At 54.1% G+C, this 22,049-nt stretch carries 20 protein-coding genes; 9 read left to right on the top strand and 11 right to left on the bottom strand.

The features are described 5' to 3' along the window. Window positions 1-23: 23 nt before the first annotated feature. The 5 genes from AC2IBB_RS12330 to AC2IBB_RS12310 all read right to left on the bottom strand — a co-directional run bounded on the left by AC2IBB_RS12330 (window position 24) and on the right by AC2IBB_RS12310 (window position 4,375). Entirely contained in the window at window positions 24-1,979 is a 1,956-nt protein-coding gene (locus tag AC2IBB_RS12330; protein WP_486333145.1) for a flagellar hook protein FlgE, read from the bottom strand. A 17-nt stretch (window positions 1,980-1,996) separates the two neighbouring features. After that, complete coding sequence (locus AC2IBB_RS12325; RefSeq protein ID WP_486333144.1) at window positions 1,997-2,674, bottom strand: flagellar hook assembly protein FlgD; 678 nt, start codon at window positions 2,672-2,674, stop codon at window positions 1,997-1,999. Between the two features lie 24 nt (window positions 2,675-2,698). After that, the gene (gene flgC / locus AC2IBB_RS12320) at window positions 2,699-3,136 is read right to left on the bottom strand and encodes a flagellar basal body rod protein FlgC (protein WP_486333955.1); all 438 of its coding nucleotides are present in this window, start codon (window positions 3,134-3,136) and stop codon (window positions 2,699-2,701) included. Between the two features lie 2 nt (window positions 3,137-3,138). Beyond that, window positions 3,139-3,534: a flagellar basal body rod protein FlgB gene (gene flgB / locus AC2IBB_RS12315; protein ID WP_486333143.1), complete on the bottom strand. Its 396-nt coding sequence runs from the start codon at window positions 3,532-3,534 to the stop codon at window positions 3,139-3,141. Between the two features lie 274 nt (window positions 3,535-3,808). Beyond that, window positions 3,809-4,375, bottom strand: a complete 567-nt coding sequence (locus AC2IBB_RS12310; RefSeq protein WP_486333142.1) for a nitroreductase family protein — start codon at window positions 4,373-4,375, stop codon at window positions 3,809-3,811. 590 nt (window positions 4,376-4,965) lie between these two features. Here AC2IBB_RS12310 and AC2IBB_RS12305 point away from each other — a divergent pair. Together AC2IBB_RS12305 and AC2IBB_RS12300 are read left to right on the top strand one after the other, a co-directional pair. After that, window positions 4,966-6,369 (top strand): adenylate/guanylate cyclase domain-containing protein, encoded by a 1,404-nt coding sequence (locus AC2IBB_RS12305; RefSeq protein ID WP_486333141.1) that lies wholly within the window; start codon window positions 4,966-4,968, stop codon window positions 6,367-6,369. Window positions 6,370-6,595: 226 nt separating this feature from the next. Continuing rightward, the gene (locus AC2IBB_RS12300; RefSeq protein ID WP_486333140.1) at window positions 6,596-7,222 is read left to right on the top strand and encodes a hypothetical protein; all 627 of its coding nucleotides are present in this window, start codon (window positions 6,596-6,598) and stop codon (window positions 7,220-7,222) included. Between the two features lie 123 nt (window positions 7,223-7,345). Here the strand turns inward: AC2IBB_RS12300 and queF are convergent, their stop codons facing one another. From queF to AC2IBB_RS12285, 3 genes are read right to left on the bottom strand one after another with little or no spacing between them, the layout of a single operon-like run. Further along, window positions 7,346-8,170: an NADPH-dependent 7-cyano-7-deazaguanine reductase QueF gene (gene queF / locus AC2IBB_RS12295; RefSeq protein WP_486333954.1), complete on the bottom strand. Its 825-nt coding sequence runs from the start codon at window positions 8,168-8,170 to the stop codon at window positions 7,346-7,348. Window positions 8,171-8,189: 19 nt separating this feature from the next. Then, window positions 8,190-8,960, bottom strand: coding sequence for an ABC transporter permease (locus AC2IBB_RS12290; protein WP_486333139.1), 771 nt, complete (start codon window positions 8,958-8,960; stop codon window positions 8,190-8,192). Continuing rightward, window positions 8,957-9,916, bottom strand: coding sequence for an ABC transporter ATP-binding protein (locus AC2IBB_RS12285; protein ID WP_486333138.1), 960 nt, complete (start codon window positions 9,914-9,916; stop codon window positions 8,957-8,959). Before AC2IBB_RS12285 ends, AC2IBB_RS12290 begins: the two co-directional genes overlap by 4 nt. Window positions 9,917-10,170: 254 nt before the next feature. Between AC2IBB_RS12285 and AC2IBB_RS12280 the strand changes: the two genes are divergently transcribed. Then, window positions 10,171-11,187, top strand: coding sequence for a hypothetical protein (locus tag AC2IBB_RS12280; protein WP_486333137.1), 1,017 nt, complete (start codon window positions 10,171-10,173; stop codon window positions 11,185-11,187). 21 nt (window positions 11,188-11,208) lie between these two features. On the opposite strand, the gene AC2IBB_RS12275 is transcribed toward AC2IBB_RS12280, so the two are convergent. Both AC2IBB_RS12275 and AC2IBB_RS12270 read right to left on the bottom strand, forming a co-directional pair. Further along, window positions 11,209-12,534 (bottom strand): HD-GYP domain-containing protein, encoded by a 1,326-nt coding sequence (locus AC2IBB_RS12275; RefSeq protein ID WP_486333136.1) that lies wholly within the window; start codon window positions 12,532-12,534, stop codon window positions 11,209-11,211. A 200-nt stretch (window positions 12,535-12,734) separates the two neighbouring features. Next, a complete protein-coding gene (locus AC2IBB_RS12270; RefSeq protein WP_486333135.1) occupies window positions 12,735-13,331 on the bottom strand; it encodes a hypothetical protein in 597 nt (198 codons plus the stop codon). Between the two features lie 352 nt (window positions 13,332-13,683). On the opposite strand from AC2IBB_RS12270, the gene AC2IBB_RS12265 reads away from it, so the two are divergent. Both AC2IBB_RS12265 and AC2IBB_RS12260 read left to right on the top strand, forming a co-directional pair. Then, a complete protein-coding gene (locus tag AC2IBB_RS12265; protein WP_486333134.1) occupies window positions 13,684-14,706 on the top strand; it encodes a Fe(3+) ABC transporter substrate-binding protein in 1,023 nt (340 codons plus the stop codon). Window positions 14,707-14,800: 94 nt separating this feature from the next. After that, window positions 14,801-16,486, top strand: coding sequence for an ABC transporter permease (locus AC2IBB_RS12260; RefSeq protein WP_486333133.1), 1,686 nt, complete (start codon window positions 14,801-14,803; stop codon window positions 16,484-16,486). Between the two features lie 68 nt (window positions 16,487-16,554). Here the strand turns inward: AC2IBB_RS12260 and AC2IBB_RS12255 are convergent, their stop codons facing one another. After that, entirely contained in the window at window positions 16,555-18,228 is a 1,674-nt protein-coding gene (locus AC2IBB_RS12255; RefSeq protein ID WP_486333132.1) for an AMP-binding protein, read from the bottom strand. A 576-nt stretch (window positions 18,229-18,804) separates the two neighbouring features. Here AC2IBB_RS12255 and AC2IBB_RS12250 point away from each other — a divergent pair. From AC2IBB_RS12250 to AC2IBB_RS12235, 4 genes are all read left to right on the top strand, one after another. After that, window positions 18,805-19,200: a hypothetical protein gene (locus AC2IBB_RS12250; protein WP_486333131.1), complete on the top strand. Its 396-nt coding sequence runs from the start codon at window positions 18,805-18,807 to the stop codon at window positions 19,198-19,200. Window positions 19,201-19,314: 114 nt separating this feature from the next. Then, window positions 19,315-20,280: an ABC transporter substrate-binding protein gene (locus AC2IBB_RS12245; RefSeq protein WP_486333130.1), complete on the top strand. Its 966-nt coding sequence runs from the start codon at window positions 19,315-19,317 to the stop codon at window positions 20,278-20,280. A gap of 67 nt (window positions 20,281-20,347) precedes the next feature. Beyond that, window positions 20,348-21,247, top strand: coding sequence for an ABC transporter permease (locus tag AC2IBB_RS12240; protein ID WP_486333129.1), 900 nt, complete (start codon window positions 20,348-20,350; stop codon window positions 21,245-21,247). Then, on the top strand, window positions 21,244-22,038 hold the full coding sequence (locus AC2IBB_RS12235; protein ID WP_486333128.1) for an ABC transporter ATP-binding protein: 795 nt from the start codon (window positions 21,244-21,246) through the stop codon (window positions 22,036-22,038). The genes AC2IBB_RS12240 and AC2IBB_RS12235 overlap by 4 nt, the downstream gene beginning before the upstream one ends. The last annotated feature ends 11 nt before the right edge of the window (window positions 22,039-22,049 follow it).

Here is a 22,049-nt window from a genome sequence, read left to right as displayed (position 1 = left end):
TTTATTGATTAGCGCAAGTGGGGTTAACGCAGGTTGATGATGGTCTGAGTGATGGCGTTGGCGGTCTCAATGGTTTTCGCATTGGCCTGATAGTTACGCTGGGCGATGATCAACCCCACCAGCTGCTCGGACAAGTCCACATTGGAATCTTCCAAAGAGCTGGAGCGAATAGCCCCCAGCGAGGCGGTTCCAGGAGCCCCGATCACAGGGTTGCCGGAATTGAATGTCTCCACCCAGGTGGTTTCCCCCACGGGCGCCAACCCCTGAATATCATTGAAGTTGGCCAATGCGACCTGCCCCAGCACCTTAGACTCCCCATTGGTGTAACGGGCGAAAATCACGCCCCCGTCATCCACGTCCAAACCAATCAAACGCCCAGTGGTGAAGCCATCTTGCTGCAGGTCGTTGACCGCAAACGCGCTGCCATACTGAGTCGTGGTCCCTAGATCTATAAAAAAGTTGGAACTGGTGGGCGGATCAGGGATCGGCAAGGTTCCGCCATCCACCACATTCAGGGGGCCATCTGCGCCGTTTGGCGTACCGTCAGGCGCCAGCGGCGTCCAGTTGGAAATCAGCACATCATCAGACAGCACTTCATTGATCGAGCCATCCTGATCGAATACCAGACTGTATGAAGCGCGGGATGGCGTACCGCCGGTCACCAGCGGGTCGCCGATATCCTGTCCATCGATCAACGCATACATGGTCCACAGATTGTCCGGCGTCGTCGCCGAGGGCGGCTCTTTCACGAAAAACGTCGTCAGAACGTGGGAGTTGCCCAGGCTGTCGTAGATCGTTGTCGAAGTTGCATGGTTATAAGTGTTTTCATCCGCCGGGTCGAACACGTTATTGACGAAAGGCGTGCCAGTGAAAGTCGCGAACAAATCCGCCGTGCCGCTTGTTAGAGTAACGCCATCCTGCATGGTCAGGTTGACGCTGCCGCCTACAACCACATCCGTCAATGCCGTGCTAAGGGTTTGTGTTGATGCCGCCGCATCGTTGCCCTGCACGACAAACTGATCTCCAGCAGCGCCGCTGAACCCAAAGCGCAGGTCATTACCACGATTATTGATAATCGCCAGGTCCGCGCCGTCCAAGACGGCGCGAACGCCAGTTAGCTCTGAGGAGGAGTTGATCGCATTGCCCAAGTCAGTCAGGTTGGTGTAACCGTCAAACAGCACGCCGTCTATAAATACCTGCATGGTGCCGGATGCATTGTTGAAACCCGCAGCAGTAATCGTAGCCCGTGTGCTGGCGGCGGCGTCAATGTTATCCAGATTATTGAACAGGCCTGCTATTTCGGCAGCGGAACTATTCGCGGGAATAGTCACTGTTGAAGTTGAGCCGTCAGCCTGAGTCACGGTAATCGTCTGCGCCGCGTAGCCATTATTGCCGTTCGTGCCGGCAGCGGTAGCGTCCACCGCTTGCCCGATCAGCAGCCCATCCGAAGACAGTGAGTCGCCCCGCTCCAGCAGCACCGGCTCGGACGCGTCCAGGTTCAGGTTAGCGTCCACCCTTGTGGTTCTATCTGGCGCGAGGCTAGTGTCATCTATCAACAGATCCCCGAGAACGCCGCTGACAACGCCGCTGTCATTAGCGACGAAACCTTGCAGACGCATGCCGGAGCTGTTCACCACATAACCTTCTTTGTTGATGCCGAAAGCGCCGGCGCGACTGTAACGGCGATCGCCACTGTTAGTATCGAGAATAAAAAAGCCTTCGCCATTAATGGCGAGGTCCAGCCCATTCTCAGTAAAGGAAAGATTGCCCTGCGCAAATTCCTGCCGCACTTTTTGCACCCGCACGCCATCCCCAACCGGGTTGGAGCCCAGGCTCAAAAAGCTGTTGGCGTATAGGTCGCCAAACTCCGCACGGGATCGCTTGAAGCCAGTCGTGCTGGCGTTGGCGATATTATTACCGGTCACCTCCAGGTCGACCGATGCTGCTCTGATTCCTGTTAACGCGATATTAAACGGCATACCACACCTCGCACATGCTAACTGATCTGTTTGATATCGCTTAATCCGACCGATCCAAGTCCGGCCAGATTCAATGTGACGCTGCCGTCACGAGCGATTGATACACTATCCACATTGGCCGCCAAATAAGAGCCGACCTGCATTTGCTCGCCGCTATAACGAGCACGCGCCACCACTTCATACCGCCCGGCCGGCAAAGTTTCGCCCTTGCTGTTTTTGCCGTCCCAGCTGAAATTAACGTCACCGCCAGGCTGATAACCTTTATCAATAGTCGTGATGAGCTCGCCAGCCTCGTTATAAACGCTAATGGCCAGTTGCGAGGTTCCGGCAGGCAACTCCACCACCCCGTTAATGGACCCATCCGCAGTCTTGATGGCGCTCTCCATCGGCGCCAGCACATCCCGCCCCACCATCGCTGAAGCCTGCAGCGCCTGGGCGCTGCGGAACTGTGAGGCCATGGTGTCTACGGTCGAATTTAATGACTGAATGCCTTCCACCGAGCTGAACTGGGCCAACTGCGCGACAAACGCCGTGTTGTCCTGGGGATCGAGCGGACTCTGGTTATTCAACTGGGCGATCATAAGATCCATGAATTCGTTTTTACCCAGCTCGTTTTTCCTGTTGGCGGACTTCTGCTGAAGCGCGTATTGACTCAGCGCATCACTAGTCTGATTCGTCGTATTGATATCGCTCATCACGCTGTCCTCACGAAAAGTTCATCACTGGCCAATCGTCAGCAGGCGCTGCATCATGGTTTTCGCTGAATTCAGCACTTCCACGTTGGTCTGGAAGCTGCGGGAAGCGGACATCATATCCGCCATTTCCTCCACCACGTTGACGTTGGGGTAGAACACATAGCCGTCCTCGTCCGCCATGGGATGGTCCGGCTGATAGCGGCGCTCCAGAGACGCATCGCTTTCCACAATGGCCCGCACTTCAACGCCGCGGGAAGCGTCATCGTTGATTGAGGGAGGAATCGCCGCATTCAGGGCGTCTTGATGAACCGCCGCAAAAATTGGTTTGCGTGCGCGATAGGTCTGATCGATGCTGGAGCTGGCGGTGTCCGCGTTGGCCAGATTGCTCGCTGTCGTGTTCAGTCGCACGGACTGTGCGGTCATACCAGAGCCGGCAATGTCGAAAATGTTGTTAATCGCCATCATTATTCTCCTTTAATCGCGCTGACAATACCTTTCAGCCGGCTATTGAGAAATTCGAAACTGGCCTGGAAGTCCAGCGCGTTCTTGGAGTACTGAACTATTTCCGTCTGCGTATCCACTGTATTGCCATCAATAGAGGGCTGCAGCGGCTGTCGGTACAACAAAGCGCCTTCCGCCGGCGTTTTAATCGCCATATGCGCATCGTGAGTCGTAACCACCTCCAGCGAATCGTCCATGCTTTTGGCTTGCTTGAGCACGGCTTTAAAATCAATATCCCGGGCGCGGAATCCCGGCGTGTCCGCATTGGCAATGTTGTTCGCCAGCACTTCCGCCCGTCTGGCGCGGACGTTCAGCGCCTGCTCATGGATACCCAGCGCTTTGTCGAATGATATGGCCATCTAACACCTCTGCAGTTGCCTGACTGCGACAATCGTCATTTGCAACAATGTCAGCAAGTCCCGCGCCAGATATTTTTTTGTTTTATTTTTCAGATAGATAGTGTTTTCAGGCAGGCGGAAGGCGGCAAAGGGATACCGCCCGGAAGGAAAGCGCGCCCACACCAGGCGGCAAGAGGAAAACCATCGCCACAAACTGCGGTGGACACAATCTCAAATATACGGACCGGTATGAAGAGAAGCGGCCTCTGCCTGAGCATGCAGCGCCGCAGAAAAATCAGCTCGTTTCGCCAGCAAAGAAACTGACGCGCTCTTCGAAAGCCGGCGGTTCGGGAACTTTTTTGTCTTTGCTGGCCGGCGTCCCCACATACAGATAACCCACAACATGTTCATTAGCGGCCAAACCAAGGCGCTGTTTGACACGCTCGTCATAGGCCACCCATCCGGTGCGCCACATAGCGCCATAGCCCAGCTCCCCCAAACCCAGCATCAAGGCGTATGCGCTGCAGCCGGCGGAAATCAGCTGTTCCGACTCCGGCGCCTTGGGATGCTCTTGCACAGTGGCGACCACGACAATCACCATCGGCGCGCGACTGGGCGCTTTGGCCAGTTTTTGCCTGGCCGCATCGTCCTGACCGTCCTGCTCCGCCACTTCGCAATATATGCGACCCAGGGCTTCAAGCCCTTCACCTTCGACGATTATCAACCGACAAGGCCGTAAGCGGCCATGATCCGGCGCGCGCATGGTAACTGGATACAGTTGTCGCAATTCTTCATGACTGGGGGCGGGGGCCTGCAATAAAGGCGTAGAGGTTCGATTTGCAAGAATGTCTAATACCGCCATGGCGTTATACGATGCTCCTGTTGTTGATAGATGTGACCGCCTTGTTTATAGATATGACCGCCGGCCATGCCAATAGAATATCGACGGATGATTCGACTCAGATTATAAATAGGAATGATTCTTAAATATATGCAACCCAAAGGCAGAAAACACTTGTCTTATCGCGCCACATTTCCAGCCTTTTACGCCAACTCAAAAGGTTAAAGATTGTCTAACGAGGGACAGAACCGCCTAACAGATTGTCGGACAACCCCATTACTGCTAACCTAAGACGCGATCGTAGCGCTGGTGGACTATACTACCAGAAGAGGGCGGCAGTTATGGCGGATGGTTTACGCCGGTCCAAAGGCTTTTTGCATGGCAATCCCGCATTCAACCAATGCGTCGCACTACGCCTGCTGAACAGGCGCCTCCTGCTTTCCACCCGGAAAACCTTCTATTCCTGTCCTTTTTAGGGTATATCCGTGCTAGGACAGGACGTTTTATTGATAACAGCAAACCGGCGAGCCGCTTTCTAAGCCCGCAAGCTCGCAGGGACATTTGGTTAGGTTGAAAAATATGCTGACGGGACAATACCGGTATTTGCGGTTATGACACAAATGATGCCGATACCACCACATCTCGCCAATGCGCCGCACTCCCCGACTCAGGTGACAATCCCACCCATGCCGGACTATAACGCCCGAGTGCTCGGCTACCTGGTATGCGCCGCAATTATCGTCGCTGGCATTCTGGAAGGGCATTTCGACGAATACCTCATCTGGATCATTCCCGGCGCCATGCTATGGCCGCATATTCTGTATTTCGCTCTGCGCTTCTTCGATAAACAGAAGAACACCAAGGTCCGCCAGGGCATGATGGTGGTGGACGGTTTCCTGTGCGGCGTGATTCTGGTTTTGATCAAATTCAGCGTCACCCCCACCCTGTTTTTTCTGCTGATGCTGAACTTCAGCTTCATAATCGTTGGCGGTATGAAAAGCTGGCTGTATGGCAATATCGCCTTTCTCGCCGGCTTTACCGTGGCGTCCATCTATTTTGGTCTGAGCTTTGCGCCGCCCACCCCCATGGTGGTCAGCATCATCGGCGGCGTCACCTGTTCGCTGTATGTCGGCGTCACTGCTTACTACACGCACCAACAGGCCCGCGCCCTGGTGCAGGCAAAGTCACAGATTCAGTTTCAGCGCGAGCAATCCATCGCCCTGTCTCACAAGCTGGCCAAATACCTGTCACCGCAGGTGTGGCAGTCCATCTTCACCGGCGAGCGCGACGTTCGTCTGGAAACCCAGCGTAAGCGGTTAGCGGTGTTTTTCTCCGACATCAAAGGATTCACCGAGCTGGCGGAGGAAATGGAGCCGGAGAGCCTGACCGAGTTGCTCAACACCTACTTTAATGAAATGTCCCAGATCGCGCTTAAATACGGCGGCACTATCGACAAGTTCGTCGGCGACAGCATCATGATCTTCTTCGGCGACCCCAGCAGCCGCGGCGCCAAGGAAGACACCTGCGCCTGCGTCATGATGGCGATCGAAATGCGCAAACACATGAAAATTCTAAGGCAGAAGTGGCGCAGCCAGGGCGTCCGCACGCCGCTGGAAATTCGCATGGGGATCAGCACCGGCTACTGCACCGTGGGTAACTTCGGTGCGGAAAACCGTATGGATTACACCATCATAGGCAAGGAAGTGAACCTCGCCAGCCGCCTGGAGTCCATGGCGGCCCCGGGAGAAATTCTGGTATCCTACGAAACTTTCGCGCTGATCAAGGACACCATCATGTGCCGGGATAAGGGCGAGATAACGGTGAAGGGCTTCGCCAAGCCGGTGCCAATTTATTCTGTTGTGGATTTGCGTCGCGATATTGGCGGCAACCAAAGCTTTATCGAACATGAGACCGAAGGATTCGCCATGTATCTGGATGCAGGCAAAGTCAGCGCCCAGGCCAAGGAACGCATCTTGAAGTCCCTCGAAAGCGCAGCGGAAAAATTACGCAACTAATCGCGCTCTTCTAGATTCCATACGGTTAATCGCCAGCCCCAATGCGTTGGACACGCAGGGGTATGCGGTATTGAGACATTCAAGCACACGGGGTTGGGTTGGCTTCGCCATGACCTGACAAAGTCGCGTCATCCAGCGACGCATCCCCCATCCTCACTGCCGTCACGCCCCCCCCAAAGCACCAATGCGGCCGCGCATGATATTCCGCTATACGTATCAGGTTGTTATGCCACACAAGAAAACGCTATACAGCGTCTCCCTGCTTATTTTTCTGGGGGCGCTGGAGAAAACCATTGTCACCACCCCCCTTCCCGTCATAGGGGCGGAACTCAACGCCATGAGAGACATCGCCTGGGTAGTCACCGCTTACCTGTTGACCGCCAGCGGTTACAACATGCTGTTATTCACGCTCGGGGTCTGCGTCAGCGCCTATTTTTCCGGCAAACACATTGCGGCGACAGGCGCTTACAAAACTCATATATTGCTTGGTTTCATACTGCTCGCCATCGCCTTCTTTCTGATGCTGATGAAAGTCGCGTTCGTGTCGCTGTTTCCGATAATCGGTTTAGGAGTAGGCTTCACGCTGCCGGGACTGGCCTGCGCTGTACAAAATGTACTGCCGGCGGCGGACCGAGGCGTCGGCATTGCGTTCTTTGGTTACGTGCGGGAGTTGAGCGGCGCCGCCGGCGTCATCATCTGCTCGACATTATTTCACGGGAGAGGCGCCCTGCAACAAGCTTACAGCCCCTTCGGCGCGGTATACCTCGCCATGTGTTTATTCGCCAGTCTGGCGTTCATCATCGTGGCGGGATTCATCGCAGAGAAAGAATTAATGACGCAAGTGGCGGAGTAGCATTGCAAAAATGCCGCAATAATTGGGAATAACCGCCGCGCAGGCGCTTCCATGCGCCTCTTTATTAATACGCCAATATCACCGCCATATTAATAATAAGAATGGACCAAAGCGACGCCTGAGCTATTGGCGCGGCAGCTTGAAGTTATCCGCCGCCAACGGATAGTTAGAACGCAAAGGGTTGATGTCCAGACCTCCACGCCGGGTGTAACGCGCATAGACCGCCAATTTCTCCGGCTGATATCGTTGCATCAGCGCCAGATAGACCGACTCTACGCAATGCTCATGAAAATCCTGGTGGGAACGCATGGAAACGATGTATTTCAACAGCGCAGCCTTATCCAGCGGTTTCCCGCGGTAATGGATATACAGGGTGGCCCAGTCCGGTTGCCCGGTGACCGGACAATTACTTTTCAACAAATCCGAACTCAGCGTCTCCTCCACCACCGCATCGCCCACAGGATCAGGCAGCAATGAGGCATCGGGGGTATACACCTCCACCTCTACATCCAAGCCGTCCAGATTTTCCGCCGCCAGCCAGAAAGAGGGCTCATCGCGCCAGTCAGTCGCCGACAATAATGTCACCGACACCCCGCCTTCCGCCGCCGCAGCCAGATCTTTCTGCATCACCGCCTCGACCTCTTCACGGGAAGCAAAACGACTTTGGTTAAACGAGTTGAGATACAGCTTGAAAGACTTAGACTCAATAATATTGAGACTATCACAGCGAATACGAAATACGCCAAGCGCCACTTCCGGCTTGCCTTTGCTGTTGAGCCAGGACAGCTCATAGCCGTTCCATAAATCTTCGCCGGCAAAATCCGGCTCCCCGCTCAAACCCAGTGTCGCCCGGGATTTGGCCCTGGGAATCGGGGTCAGCCAGGACGGAGAGTACTCTTCAGGGTATTCCGTCGCTTTCCCCAAGTGTGTATGTTTTTCCAGTTCCACCATTACTTCTCCAAACCGGTTAGGTGCGAATGCCAACGCCTTTATTCAACAAGCGCATGCTGAAAGTGAACAACGCAACGATAAATAAGAGAATCATGCCGTAGGCCGCGCCCAAATTAATATCGCTGACGCCCAGCAGACCATAACGAAACGCGTTGACCATATATAAAATAGGGTTAATTAATGACACATTCTGCCAAAACTCCGGCAAGAGCGTGATGGAGTAAAAGACCCCGCCCAAGTAGGTCAGCGGCGTTAGAATAAAGGTCGGCACGATGGAGATATCGTCAAACTTGTTGGCGTATACCGCATTGATAAAGCCCCCCAGAGAAAACAGCACTGCCGTCATGAAAACGACGCTGACCACCACCGGCAGGCTGTGGATCTGCAAATCCGTAAAATACAGGGAGATCGCGGTGACAATGACGCCTACCGCCAACCCGCGAGCGACGCCGCCGCCGACATACCCCAATAGAATCACGTAGTTCGGTACGGGAGCCACCAGCAGTTCTTCAATGCTGTGCTGAAATTTCATTCCAAAAAAAGAAGACACTACGTTGGCGTAGGAATTAGTAATGACCGACATCATGATCAGTCCGGGCACGATGAAATCCATGTAGGAATAACCGCCCATTTCTCCAATTCTCGGCCCGATAAGATTGCCGAAAATCACAAAATACAGTGTCATGGTGATCGCTGGCGGCAGCAGTGTCTGCGTCCAAATACGAGTGAAGCGGCGCACCTCTTTAATCAGGATGGTGTTAAAGGCGATCATTATTGCGCGATTCATGCCTGCGCCTCCTCTGCACTCACGGTACTGCTCGTCTCTTTCTTATCCTCATTGACCATGCGAATAAACAGTTCCTCCAGACGGTTGGTTTTAGTGCGCATACTACTCACTTTCACCCCCAACTGATCCAACTGCTGAAACACTTCGTTCAGGCTGCGCTGCTTGTCCACATCCACTTCCAACATTCCATCGGCGGTTAAGCGCGCACCATAACCTTGCAGAAGCGGCGCCTCTTGCAATGGACAGGTCAGGTCTAGCACGAAGGTTTCCTGATTAAGTTTATTCAACAAATCGCGCTTATTGGTGTTTTCCAGAATCCGTCCGCGATCGATAATGGCGATGTTGCGGCACAATGCTTCCGCTTCTTCCAGATAATGAGTGGTCAGAATAATCGTGCGGCCTTCGTTGTTGACGTTAGAGAGGAAGGTCCACATGCTGCGGCGCAGCTCGATATCCACGCCGGCGGTCGGCTCATCCAGAATAATCAGACGCGGCTCATGCACTAGCGCGCGAGCGATCATCAGACGCCGTTTCATGCCCCCGGACAACATCCGGGCCTGTTGGTCCTTCTTGTCCCAAAGCCCCAGCTCCCGCAGATATTTTTCCGCGTTGTCCTTCGACACATTGGCGGGAATACCGTAGTACCCCGCCTGGGTGACCAGAATATCGAACACTTTTTCGAACTGGTTAAAGTTGAATTCCTGAGGCACCACGCCCAATTGCAGCTTTGCTTTGACCAAATCCTTATCGAGATCGTGACCAAAGATAGAGACAGCGCCGGATGTCTTGTTCACCAATGAGGAGACAATGCCAAGAGTGGTGGACTTGCCTGCCCCGTTGGGGCCCAGAAGCGCAAAGAAATCCCCCTCCTCAACATCCAGGTTGATTCCTTTCAAGGCTTCGAAGCCATTACCGTAGATTTTTCTTAAGTCGCGAATAGCCAGTGCGGTAGTCATAATTCTTTCTGATTCCTGCGGCCAGTGTGAGAGCGTCGAGCATAAGGGGCGCGCCAGCGGCCTGATTTACGGGAAGACTGTATAGATTGCGTCGCGGGTGAGTTTTTTCAATGAAAATGACGGAATTAATCGTCCATTTCCCTGAAAACTGCGATGAGCTTCCTTTTTACCATCCGCCCACTCTTTATAATCAGCGTCAATAAGCGCCAGGGTTAAGAAAGCCCCGATTCTAATAAACAAAAAGGAAAGTATCGATGATAAAACGGCCGTTAAGAGCCATGACCCTGACGTGCGCCGCCGTATTGGCGGGTTGCGGCGGCGGAGGCGAATCCAGCGACGATAGGGCGACCGCGTACCTTGGCTCCCCCGGCGTAGCGGGCCTCAATTACCGAACCGCCAGTCAGTCCGGCGTCACCGGCGATCACGGCCAGTTCAAGTATTACGCTGGAGAGACCGTCACTTTCTTCGTTGGCGATGTCGTACTGGCGCAGGATATCCCAATTAAGCGCTTCATGACCCCTATCGACTTCGACCCAGCCTGGGAGCAGACCATCTACCCAGGCACTGTCGTCGGCGGCCTTACTACTCACACGGAACAGGAAAAGCAGGTGCTCAATGTAGAGTCCAATATCGCCGTTAATACAGCGCGCTTCCTGGTTTCCATCGACTTCGACTCCGATACGGAAAACGGCATTCAAATTCGCGGCTCCACGCGCGCGATCATTGAAAGCTCCGTCAATGCCGCTGGCGTAGATTTCACTATCGACCCCGCCAACTTCGGCAACCTGGACGACCTCCCCGAAAGCCCGGAAAACCTGCTTGTAGCGGAGTTGTGTCTACGCGAAGTCTGCTCTGATCTCACGCCGCTGGAAACGATAGCCGCCGCTTCAGTAGGCGTGAACTGGGTCAACATGCTCGGCTCCAACATCTTTCTCCGGGAAGGCGGCCATATTTTCCTGGAAAGCGAGCACATTGAGGCGAACGCCAGTGACACGCGCACTTTCACCGTGCAAATCCGATTGATTGATATTTCCGTTGGACTGGCGGATCTGGAAGTGAAAACCGTGGATGAACTGCCGGATTCCGAAGGTGAAATTCCAGACCCGCCCCGCTCAGTGATATCCATCATTCCAGATCCCACACCGGAAAGCCGGGAGTTCAGTTTTATGATTACGGGAGAGTCGGGAGAGGAAACAGAAATCGTGGTGAATATGCGTCTGGAAGGTGATTATCGCTGGTATCAGAAGGTGATGCGGGTAACGCTGCTGTAGCGTCAACCGCATCACACTCGATTATCCCATGAAGTGACGCAGACTCCAGCGGCTGTTGGCGCCGGTCACCTGAAAACGGGAGGCGTCAATGCCATATGCCCCACTGGGCAGGCTGTGGGTAATGTGAAGATAATTGTCTTCATTGCCCTGCTTGATATTGAACGCCATCAAATCCACAACTTTGGCTGTGCGCAGCGGCGCTTTGTCCTCATCCAGCAGCACCATCACAGTCGGCCAGAGTTTACGTTCCATGTTGTGCTGAATCACCACGCCCACTTCGCGATTGCTCAATTCAACAGTAGCGCCGGTCGGATAGATGCCAACGCACTGAATGAATTTTTCCACCAGGTCTTCCTGGAACTCTATATTGCGGGAGTGGTAAAGCGCCGTCACCGCCTGCAGCGAAGTCATCGCTTCCGTCCCAGCGCGCGGCTCCAGCATTTCCTGATAATGATCGACCAGCCCCGCTATTTTGGCCAGCAGTGGAATTTTGTCGCCAGTCACCCCTTGCGGGAAACCAGAGCCGTTGTGACGCTCACGATGGTGCTCCACTACACTCACCACTCTCGGCGAAATGGTGGGGTCCGACTTGAGAATCGCCACACTCATTTCCACATAGCCTTTGTAGCGCTGATACTGGGAGGCGTCCAGAAACCTGACGCTTTGCAGCAGCTCCTGCGGCATTTTCGCCTTACCCACCTGACTCAACAACAGACCAGTAGCCAGATCTTTGAGATAACTCCTGGATAACCCAAGCTGACGCCCAAACACCAATCCCCATATGCTGGCGGCTACGGAGTGCGAATAAGCGTATTCATCCCGTCTTCTGACACGGGACAACCACAACATGGCGTCAGGATTGCGAATAACGCTATCCACCATCAATGCAGCCACTTCTTCGGTTTCCACGATATCCGGCGCTTGTCCCAGACAAACATTGGCGAAAACGCGATCAAGCGCCTGATTAACGCGATGCGTCAGCTTTTCCGCTTCTTTCACTTCGTGTTTCAGCGTACTTTGTCGCTCGTATTTGGCTGGACGACGAATTTTAATGGGAGGGAGGGTCAGTCGATGTTCGTCAACCGACTTACTGGATGACAATGAGCCCAGCTTGAACAGCAACTCTTCTTTGCCGCTGTTCTCCATCTTTTCATATTCAGTGCGCGTCAGCGGACGGTCGATATAAACCGAACGGCAGAAGGACTGCAATGCGCGAACGTCATCCGCGCTGCGAATATAAAATCCCTGAATAGGAAAAGGAGTTTGATGCCATGGACGATCTAAATCCGCCACGAACATCCCAATCTGTAATTCACTTACCGCTATCTGTGTCTTCTTGGCGGCCATAGATACAACCTCATAGAGCGCCCGCTCTCAGCTCAACTACGACATGCTGGCTATTTTCCCGCAACGACGGAAAGAAGCCACTGCGTTAGGTAGGCTTTCGGTTACAAAAAAATTAAGTTTTCTTACGTTTTGTACAAATATAGACAAGTTCTCACGGACTTTGCGGGGTTTGTCACACTTATTGAGGCGTCGCCGTGAAATCAATCCGTTACGCAGACAGTGTCCGAAAGCGCTGGCGGCCTGTCTTCTGAGCCGCCGGCCTCCGCCCGCTTGACCGACACTATATAAGGAACGGAAGAAGCTTTGATATAGTCCAGATTACCAGAGCCATCATCCGTTTTAACTACTGTCTGCGCCGGCCAGCAAGAAATCTGCAATTGTATTACGCGCCCAAGATCGGCGATATGGTCCGCCCCATTTTCCTGCGTAATCGTTCCGCATAGCGTCGTCGAATCAACCAGTGCCTCACCGTCTAACGACAGATCCTGTCCTGGCGAGCCACACCAGACAACACCTTCCTGACTGCCGCGACAGGCGTCGCCGCCCTGACCCGAGTCCACAAATAACAATTCGCGATCGCTACATTGCGTGCGCAGGGTAACTGGCGTTACCGCAGCGATCTCTCCACTGACGTTTTCAGTCGTCCGCCAGGAAATCAGGAACTCCCGCTCCTGCCCTGCTGAATTCTCCGCAATAAAACGACCGTAATGAGAGTACTCCGTAGCGCAACCGCCAAACGCACTCAATAAAGGAAGGATCAACAATAATAATCGCTCGGTATGGGAACGGTTGGCCATGACTTTCTCCGGTGTAGCTTAGGCTGTTGCGGCTATTTATTCTTACTTTTTGACTCTTACTTGCTTCTTAATTTGCCTTGCTTGCAGGCTTCCCATTCGTTTTTTTAAAAGCCGACAGGTTGCTTTAGATCAAGTCATCATTGTTTTCATCAATGCGTCGTATCGGGCAAACCCAGCCAAATAACGACGAGACCATTATTAAGCGCTTGTTCCTGCACACAAAACAGTTCGATTTTCCATACCTGTGAAGAGATTTCAAATAGCGGATCCGATATATGCGGGCTTGACACCGCCCAAAAATTACTGAGAATTATTTTCATTATATTTACTTTTATTTTTTGGGGACTCTTTCATGCAAAAAAAGACTGCGTCGGTATTCAAAGCCGCTCTACTTTCCGCCTTCTGCTTAACGCCACTGGCCGCCCAGGCCGCTGAAGAAGTGAATGTCTACTCTTACCGTCAGGAATTTCTCATCCAGCCTTTGCTAGATACCTTCACCAACCAAACCAATATCAAAGTCAACGTTGTATTCGCCAAAGAAGGCGTGGCGGAGAGACTGAAGCGCGAAGGCGCCAATAGCCCCGCGGACCTAGTGTTGAGTACGGACATCGGACAGTTGCAGGAACTGACTGACGCCAAGGTGCTGCAGCCTGTAAAGTCGGACGTATTAAACGCCAATATCCCCGAACAGTATCAGGCGGCGGATGACTCCTGGTTTGGCCTCACTGCCCGTGCACGCGTTATATACGCTTCCAAAGAGCGTACTGACGTGAAAAGCATTTCTTATGAAGACCTGGCCAAACCAGAGTGGAAAGGCCGCATATGCACGCGTTCCGGCAAGCATCCGTATAACATCGCCCTGTTCGCCTCCATGATCGCTCATCACGGTGAAGCTAAGACAGAGGAGTGGCTGCGCAACGTTAAAGAGAATCTGGCGCGCAAGCCTCAAGGTAACGACCGTGCGCAAGTCAAAGCCATCAAGGACGGCATTTGTGACGTTTCCCTGGGCAACAGCTATTACTACGGCTTGATGCTGACGGATGAAAATCAGATTGAATGGGCCCGCGCAGTCAATTTGATTTTCCCTAACCAGGAAGACCGCGGCTCACACGTCAATATCAGTGGCGTCGCGCTGACAAAAAGCTCACCCAACAAAGCAAACGCCATCAAACTGATGGAGTTTTTGACAGAGAAACTGGCTCAGAAGATGTACTCCGAGCATAACTACGAATACCCGATTAAGCCCGGCGTGGAGCCATCTGGCCTGGTGCTTTCCTGGGGCGAATTCAAGCGTGATGAGCTGCCTCTGTACAAAGTCGGCGAGTTGCGTGAAAAAGCGGTGAAAATGGTGGACAGAGTCGACTTCGACGGCTGACCGCATACAACGACTGTCTTATCATAAGCCGAAGCCTGCGCGCTTCGGCTTTGACGGTTATAAACCCGGGAACTGACGTTAAGGTCACCCACTAATGGAAGCAGTATCAGCCCCGGTATTACGGGAGCTTTCCAAACACGCGGCGACAGGATCTCCAGACGCCCGCCGTTGGCGTTATTTCAGCGCGGTTATCGCATTGATCGCCGTCATTCCCTTGCTCGCCGTCGTCTATGTGGCCTTCTTTCCTACAGAAAATATCTGGCCCCACTTATGGAGCACGGTGCTGCCGCGCTATCTGGAAGCCACATTCTTTCTGATGCTGGGCGTCGGTCTGCTCGCCACTTTTTTTGGAGTAACTTCCGCCTGGCTGGTGGCCTTCTACCGTTTTCCCGGGCGCAGACTGTTCTCCTGGGCCCTCTTACTCCCTTTCGCCGTACCCGCTTACGTCATCGCTTATGTCTATACCGATTTACTGGAGTATTCCGGCCCGGTGCAGGCGCTGTTGCGGGAATGGTTCGGCTGGCGCACTCCGCGCGACTATTGGTTCCCCCAGATTCGCAGCCTGGGCGGCGCCGTCATCATGTTCTCTCTGGTGCTGTATCCATATGTTTATTTGACTTGCCGCGCCGCGTTAATGGAACAGTCAGACAGCTTGTTGATGGCCAGCCGCTCGCTGGGCGCCGGCGCGTTGCGCACACTCTTTCGCATCGTGCTGCCAATTATCCGTCCCGCTCTCGCTGTCGGTCTGGCGCTGGTGCTGATGGAAACCCTGAACGACTTCGGCACAGTCAGCTTTTTTGCTGTGCAGACACTGACCGCGGGGCTTTACGATACGTGGCTTAACCTCGGCAATGTAGGCGGCGCGGCGCAAATCGCCGCCCTGATGGTGGCCATCGCCCTGGCGTTGCTGTACCTGGAGCGCGCCTCCCGGCACAAGTCCAAGAGTTATCAAAGCGGTGGCCGCACACGGCCGCTGACGCCCACCCAACTCACTGGCATGTCGGCCTACATCGCTTCCGCATTCTGCTTCTTATTGGTATTTTTCGGTTTTCTGGTTCCTGCTTCCGTGCTCGGGTACTACTCCATCGAATACTTCGACGTCAGCTGGAATTCAGAGTTCTTCCGTCTGGCTATGAACTCTCTGCAACTGGCGACTATCGCCGCTGCGCTGCTGGTGGTTGTGGGCGCTTTGCTGGCCTATTCTCAGCGCATTGCTCCCAGCGCCCTCAACAAATCCATGGCGCGCATGGCGTCGGTCGGCTACGCCATGCCCGGCGCAGTATTGGCCATTGGCGTCATTGTGCCTCTGGGCGCACTGGACAATGGGGTTGACGGCATCGCGCGCGAGTATTTCAACACCAGCACCGGCCTGATATTCAGCGGCACCATCGCTGCGATCATTTACGCTTACTCCGCACGCTTTCTGGCGATTTCTCTAGGCTCCGCTGAAAGCGGTCTGGGCCGCATCACGCCCTCCATGGATCAGGCCGCCCGCACATTGGGACACGGCTCATTATCCATTCTCACCAGGGTGCATATGCCTCTGCTCAGTCGCAGCATGCTGACGGCGGCGATTATCGTATTTGTGGATGTTCTGAAAGAGTTACCGGCTACGCTGATTCTGCGTCCGTTCAACTTTGAAACCCTGGCGACGTACCTGTATCAGTACGCATCGGATGAGCTGCTGGAGCACAGTGCTCTGGCCGCCATGTTCATCGTCGCAACAGGAATCATTCCCGTCATTCTGCTGAACAAAGCCAGCACGGCGAAGCAATATTAAGGAAAATCACGACGCCATCCAGCAGAACGAAGCCAGGGGAGACGGCTCCCCTGGCGAGTGACAACCAACTACTGCCAGATAACCGGCGTTTTCGCGCTGTACCATTGCTCAAGATGAGGCTTATAGGCCTCTTCGATAACATTGCGTTTCAGCTTCATAGTGGGAGTGAGGTAATTATTCTCGATCGTCCACTGCTCAGACACCACCGCCAGAAACTGTAGCCGCTCATGAGGATCAACGCTGGCGTTAATGTCCTGCAACAGGTTTTGCAGACTCTTCTCCAGCGTCTGACGGAAGTCCGGGTTCGTTCGCTTCGGATAGGCGTCATCGGACAGCATGACCAAACAATGAGGCTGGGGATAGTCGGAACCTGCCACGCACACCATCTCTATTTGCGGGTGGCTGATAATGCGGTTTTCAATCGGCGCAGGGGCCACATACTTGCCTTTGCTGGTCTTAAACAGCTCCTTTTTGCGCCCAGTCAGCTTGAGACGGCCCAGATCATCCAGCTCACCAAGATCGCCGGTGCGTAAAAAGCCGTCATTGGTGAGGGCTTCCGTGGTTTTATCCGGTTCTTTGTAATAGCCCATCATGGTGGCGGGGCTTTTCACCAGCACTTCTCCATCGTCCCCCAGACGCACATCCACGCCAGGAAGCGCCTCTCCGACAAACCCCACTTTAGTCCGGCCTGGTTTGGTCATGTGGGAATAGGCGAAGTTTTCCGACATGCCATACCCCTCCAATAGCTCCAGTCCCAGCCGGCGGTACCAGCTCAAAATATCCTGAGATAAAGGCGCAGAGCCGCTGCCAGCAAACCTGACATGCTCCAGCCCCAATCCTTTCAGCACTTTCTTTCTGATCAGATGCGAAACCCCCGGAATTTTCAGCAAGAGATTCAGCTTTTCCTCCGGCATCTTGCTCAAGACGCCCGCCTGGAACTTGGTCCAGATGCGCGGCACCGCCAGGAACAAGGTGGGCTTAGCCGCTTTCAAGTCGCGCACGAAGGTGTCCAGGGATTCGGCGAAAAACACATGGAAGCCCGTGTACAGAGCGCCCATCTCCACCACGAAACGTTCAAACACGTGGGACAGCGGCAGGTAAGAGAGCATCCGCTCATGGGAGCCGACATCCAAAAAGTTCACCACGCCATCCGCCGCAAACGCCAGATTATTGAACGACAGCATCACCCCTTTCGGCATTCCGGTGGAGCCGGAGGTATAAACGATAGTCGCCAGTTCCTCATGTTTTCTGGCCGGGCTTTCCTCCATGGGGTGAGTCTTCGCGACAATATCCTCCCAGGTGGGAAAATCATTGGGGGGACTTAATGGATAAGAAATACAGTGAAGGTCCGCTGTCACGCCATCCTTCATGCCATCCCAGTCATCCAGCTTTCCGACGAACAGGACCTTGGCCTCACTGTGCTCCAGAATCTGCCGAACGCTATCCGCGCTCAAGGTCGGGTACAAAGGGACGGATACATAGCCCGCCATCCAGATGGCCAGATCGCTCATGATCCAATGGGCGCAGTTTTTCGACAGGATAGCCACCTTGGCGCCCTCTGGAAGCCCTAGCGAGCGTAAATAGGCCGCCATGCGTCTCGTTTCCTGCGCGACCCGTTGAAAGGTGTAATCGACTGAAAGGTTATCGCCCATCGGCTGGGTCATGAAAACATCGCCGGGGCGGCTTTTTTCCCAGTGGTAAAGACGTTGCAATGGGGTGGGAATATGCGTGTGCAGCTCCATAGTATGTCCTTGCCTTCTTTTATTAGTATTGTTGGTTATTTATAAATTATTGATTATTAGACTTATTCATTTTACGGACAACTAACTTTTCGAATAGAGTATTCGTTGCGGATAGTGTCCTGGCTCTTCCTGCCCTTAATTCAATCAACCGCGTTAAACGAGCGGGTCCCTGAACGAAGTAAGTGTATCCCCTGACAGCTTGTGAATCCGGGCTTGATTCGCAAAATATCCTAGTCCGATTGACGCAGCAAGCGCCGCCTTCAGCCAGTTCATTCTCCAAAAGGTCTTTAAAACTTACGCGCAAACGCCGTGAACCGTGGACCTGCCCCGCCAAGCGGCTATAATAACCCGCCAATACTGCATATATTGACATGTGCTCGTCGGAATCGTGCGAGACCATTCCTATCACACCGCCAGGAGCCCAGGCCGCCAGTTGTTTGTCGCAATTTGGACAACAGATTGGCCATCGCACGCTCCGTGAAAGGAAGGATTAATCGCCCGTTTCCTGAGGAGAATCCATTAAGAAGATAGGTCGAACGGCGTCCACCGCCGGATCTTTACAACAGGAAAATAATAATGTCTTCTTACCGCTGCCGAAAATGCAAAAATGGAATTCTTATTGCCTCTGTGCAAGGGCACAACGAGACGGAACTCACAGAAACATATGAGTGCGACGCCTGTGGGCATGTCGCAGTGATACCTTCGCGGATGATTATCTGCAGCCAGATGGTGACCAGTTTTATTGGCGGTCTGATTACCGCATATTTGTTCATAGAACAACTGTCGATATTCGTCACTGTGGTGCAATTTAATATAGAACGGAATCTCACCCAGAATATTGTGTTGCTGGTCGTCTCCCTATTGTTCCTGGCGGGATTCGGCTACACCCTCTATACGGGCATGCAGGGACTGGCGAAAAGGAAGTTTTATCTCAAGGCGCCGCAAAGAGATAAACGGGTCCGCGCATCATAGCAAGGGTTAACGCGGATTTTCGGTTTTAGAAAACTCCCCTGCCGACTATAATCCGGCTCCCGGCGCACAGGAGTCAGGCGGGCGAAAACCATAACTCATAAAGAGAGATTGTGTATGTCGAAGAAATTGTTGGTGGGCTTGTTGTCCTTGTTACCCTTCATGAGTCCGGCGGCGCTGGCCGCTGACGAAAAATTCGTAGCCATTACCCAGATCGTTGAGCACCCTGCTCTTGACGCCTGCCGTAAGGGCGTGCAGGACGAACTCGCGGAAAGAGGGTTCAAGGTAGGGGAAAACCTGAAGTGGATGTACGAAAGCGCTCAAGGCAACCCGACTACCGCCAACCAGATCGCTAAGAAGTTCGCGGGTGAAGAGCCTGACGTGATCGTCGCCATCGCCACGCCTTCTGCGATCACCGCCGCAGCCGCCGCGCGCAACACGCCAGTCGTATTCTCCGCTGTCACCGATCCGCTTGGAGCAAAGCTGGTCAAGACGCTGGAAAAACCCGGCGGCAAAGTCACCGGCACCATGGATATGCTGCCCATCGACAAGCACCTGCAGCTGGTCAAACGCATTGTTCCTGATGTGAAAACCATTGGCACCATCTATAACCCTGGCGAAGCCAACTCTGTATCTCTGGTGGAAAGACTGAAACAAGAAAGCGCAAGCGCTGGTTTGATTCTGCGTGAAGCCGCCGTCACCAAGAGCTCAGAAATTCTGAACGCAGCGCGTTCACTGGTAGGAAAAGTCGACGCTATCTACCTGCTGACTGACAACACCGTTATTTCCGGCGTAGAAGCGGTCATCAAAGTCGGCGAACAAAACAAGCTGCCGGTCATCGCCGCCGACACTGACACTGTCACTCGCGGCGCCATCGCCGCTTATGGTTTTAACTATTACGACGTAGGCAGACAAACCGGCGGCATTGTCGCAGATATTCTTGAAGGCAAAGCCCCTGGCGACATCGACGTACAAGGCGTTGAAAAGCTGGAGCTTTACCTGAACCCCGGCGCCGCTGAGCGCATGGGCGTCAAACTGGATTCCAAATTGTCTGAAGAAGCCAAGGAAATCGTAGGCGGCTGATCCCGCTCTCTTCAGGGCCTCAAGGAGAGGCCCTCTCTCATCATTGCAGTTGTTCCCGGAGGTACTTTTGTCCCAAATCGCATTTCTTGGCGCTATTGAAGTCGGCCTTGTATTCGCCCTTGTCGCCTTCGGCGTGTTCCTGTCTTTCCGCATCCTGGACTTCCCCGACCTCACTGTCGACGGCAGCTTCCCACTGGGCGGAGCAGTGTGCGCCACTTTGATTACGTTTGGCTGGAATCCCTGGCTGGCCACGCTTGCGGCGATTACTGCAGGCGCAATGGCTGGTAGCGTTACCGCCTGGCTGAACGTACGGCTCAAGATACTGCATTTGCTGGCCTCCATACTGACCATGATGGCGTTGTACTCCATCAATTTGCGCATCATGGGCAAGCCCAATGTCGCTTTGCTGGGAGAACCCACAGTCCTCAGCGTGTTTGATACTCTGGGCGTTAAATATTACTACGCCGCCCCAATTGGCTTTGCAATCGTTGTTGCCGCCGTCGCCGGCATGCTGATGTTTTTCCTGAAGTCCGAACTGGGACTGGCGATGCGCGCCGCCGGGGCGAACCCGCATATGGCCAAAGCACAGGGAATTAATACCGGTTTCATGATCATAGTCGGCATGGCGCTGTCCAATGGATTAGTGGCGCTGGCTGGCGCCTTGTTCGCTCAGTCCACAGGCAATGCGGACATCACCATGGGCGTCGGCGTTATTCTGGTCGGCCTGGCTTCAGTCATTGGCGGCGAAGCGCTACTGACGCCCCGGACTATTTTGTTGGCGCTGCTGGGCTGCATCATTGGCTCCATACTTTACCGCCTGGCCGTGGCGGCGGCGCTTAACACTGACTTTCTGGGACTACAAGCTCAAGACCTCAACCTGATCACAGCCGCGCTGGTGGCCATGGCGATTGTACTGCCGACCGCCAAACGCGCCGTATTCAAACCTACAGGGAGGCCATCGGCATGATCCAGGTATCCAATCTACACGTCTGCTTCGGTCGTGGTACGCCGCTGGAAGTTTATGCGCTACAGGGCGTCGACCTGACCATCCCGCAAGGGCAGTTCGTCACTGTTATCGGCAGCAACGGCGCGGGCAAAAGCACCCTGCTCAACGCTGTCGCCGGAGAAATACAGCCGGAGTCCGGCAAAATCGTCATTGGTCACCAGGATGTCACTCAGGCGCCGACTCACAAACGCGCCAAAAACGTCGCGCGCGTTTTTCAGGACCCCAAGAGAGGCACCTGTGAAACCCTCACCCTGGAAGAAAATCTGGCGCTGGCTTTGGCGCGCGGCAAACGTCGCGGTTTGCGTCCGGCGATCAAGTCCGTCGACAACAAGCGCTTCAAAGAGCTGGTCGCCCGTCTGGGGCTGGGCCTGGAAGACCGCCTGGGCGACCAGATCGGCCTGTTGTCCGGCGGACAGCGTCAAGCCATGAGTCTGTTGATGGCCACTCTCCAGCCAATTGAAATACTGCTGCTGGACGAACACACCGCCGCCCTGGACCCCAAAACCGCCGCGTTCGTTCTGGAGCTGACAGCGGAAATCGTCGAGCGGGAAAAGCTGACGGTTCTGATGGTGACCCACAGCATGCAGCAAGCGCTGGACTACGGCGACCGCACGCTGATGCTGCACGAAGGCAAAATCATCTTCGACATTGAGGGAGAACAACGCAGGTCCACCACTATTCCCGACCTGTTGAAACTGTTCGAGACCAAGAGCGGGCATGGGTTGGCCGACGATTCGCTGCTCCTGGGCTAGCCGCCAGCGCA

Source organism: Hahella sp. NS-SX17, assembly GCF_057367735.1.
The sequence above is the reverse complement of the archived record's forward strand: the minus strand, read 5'-3'. Positions and strand labels throughout refer to the sequence as shown.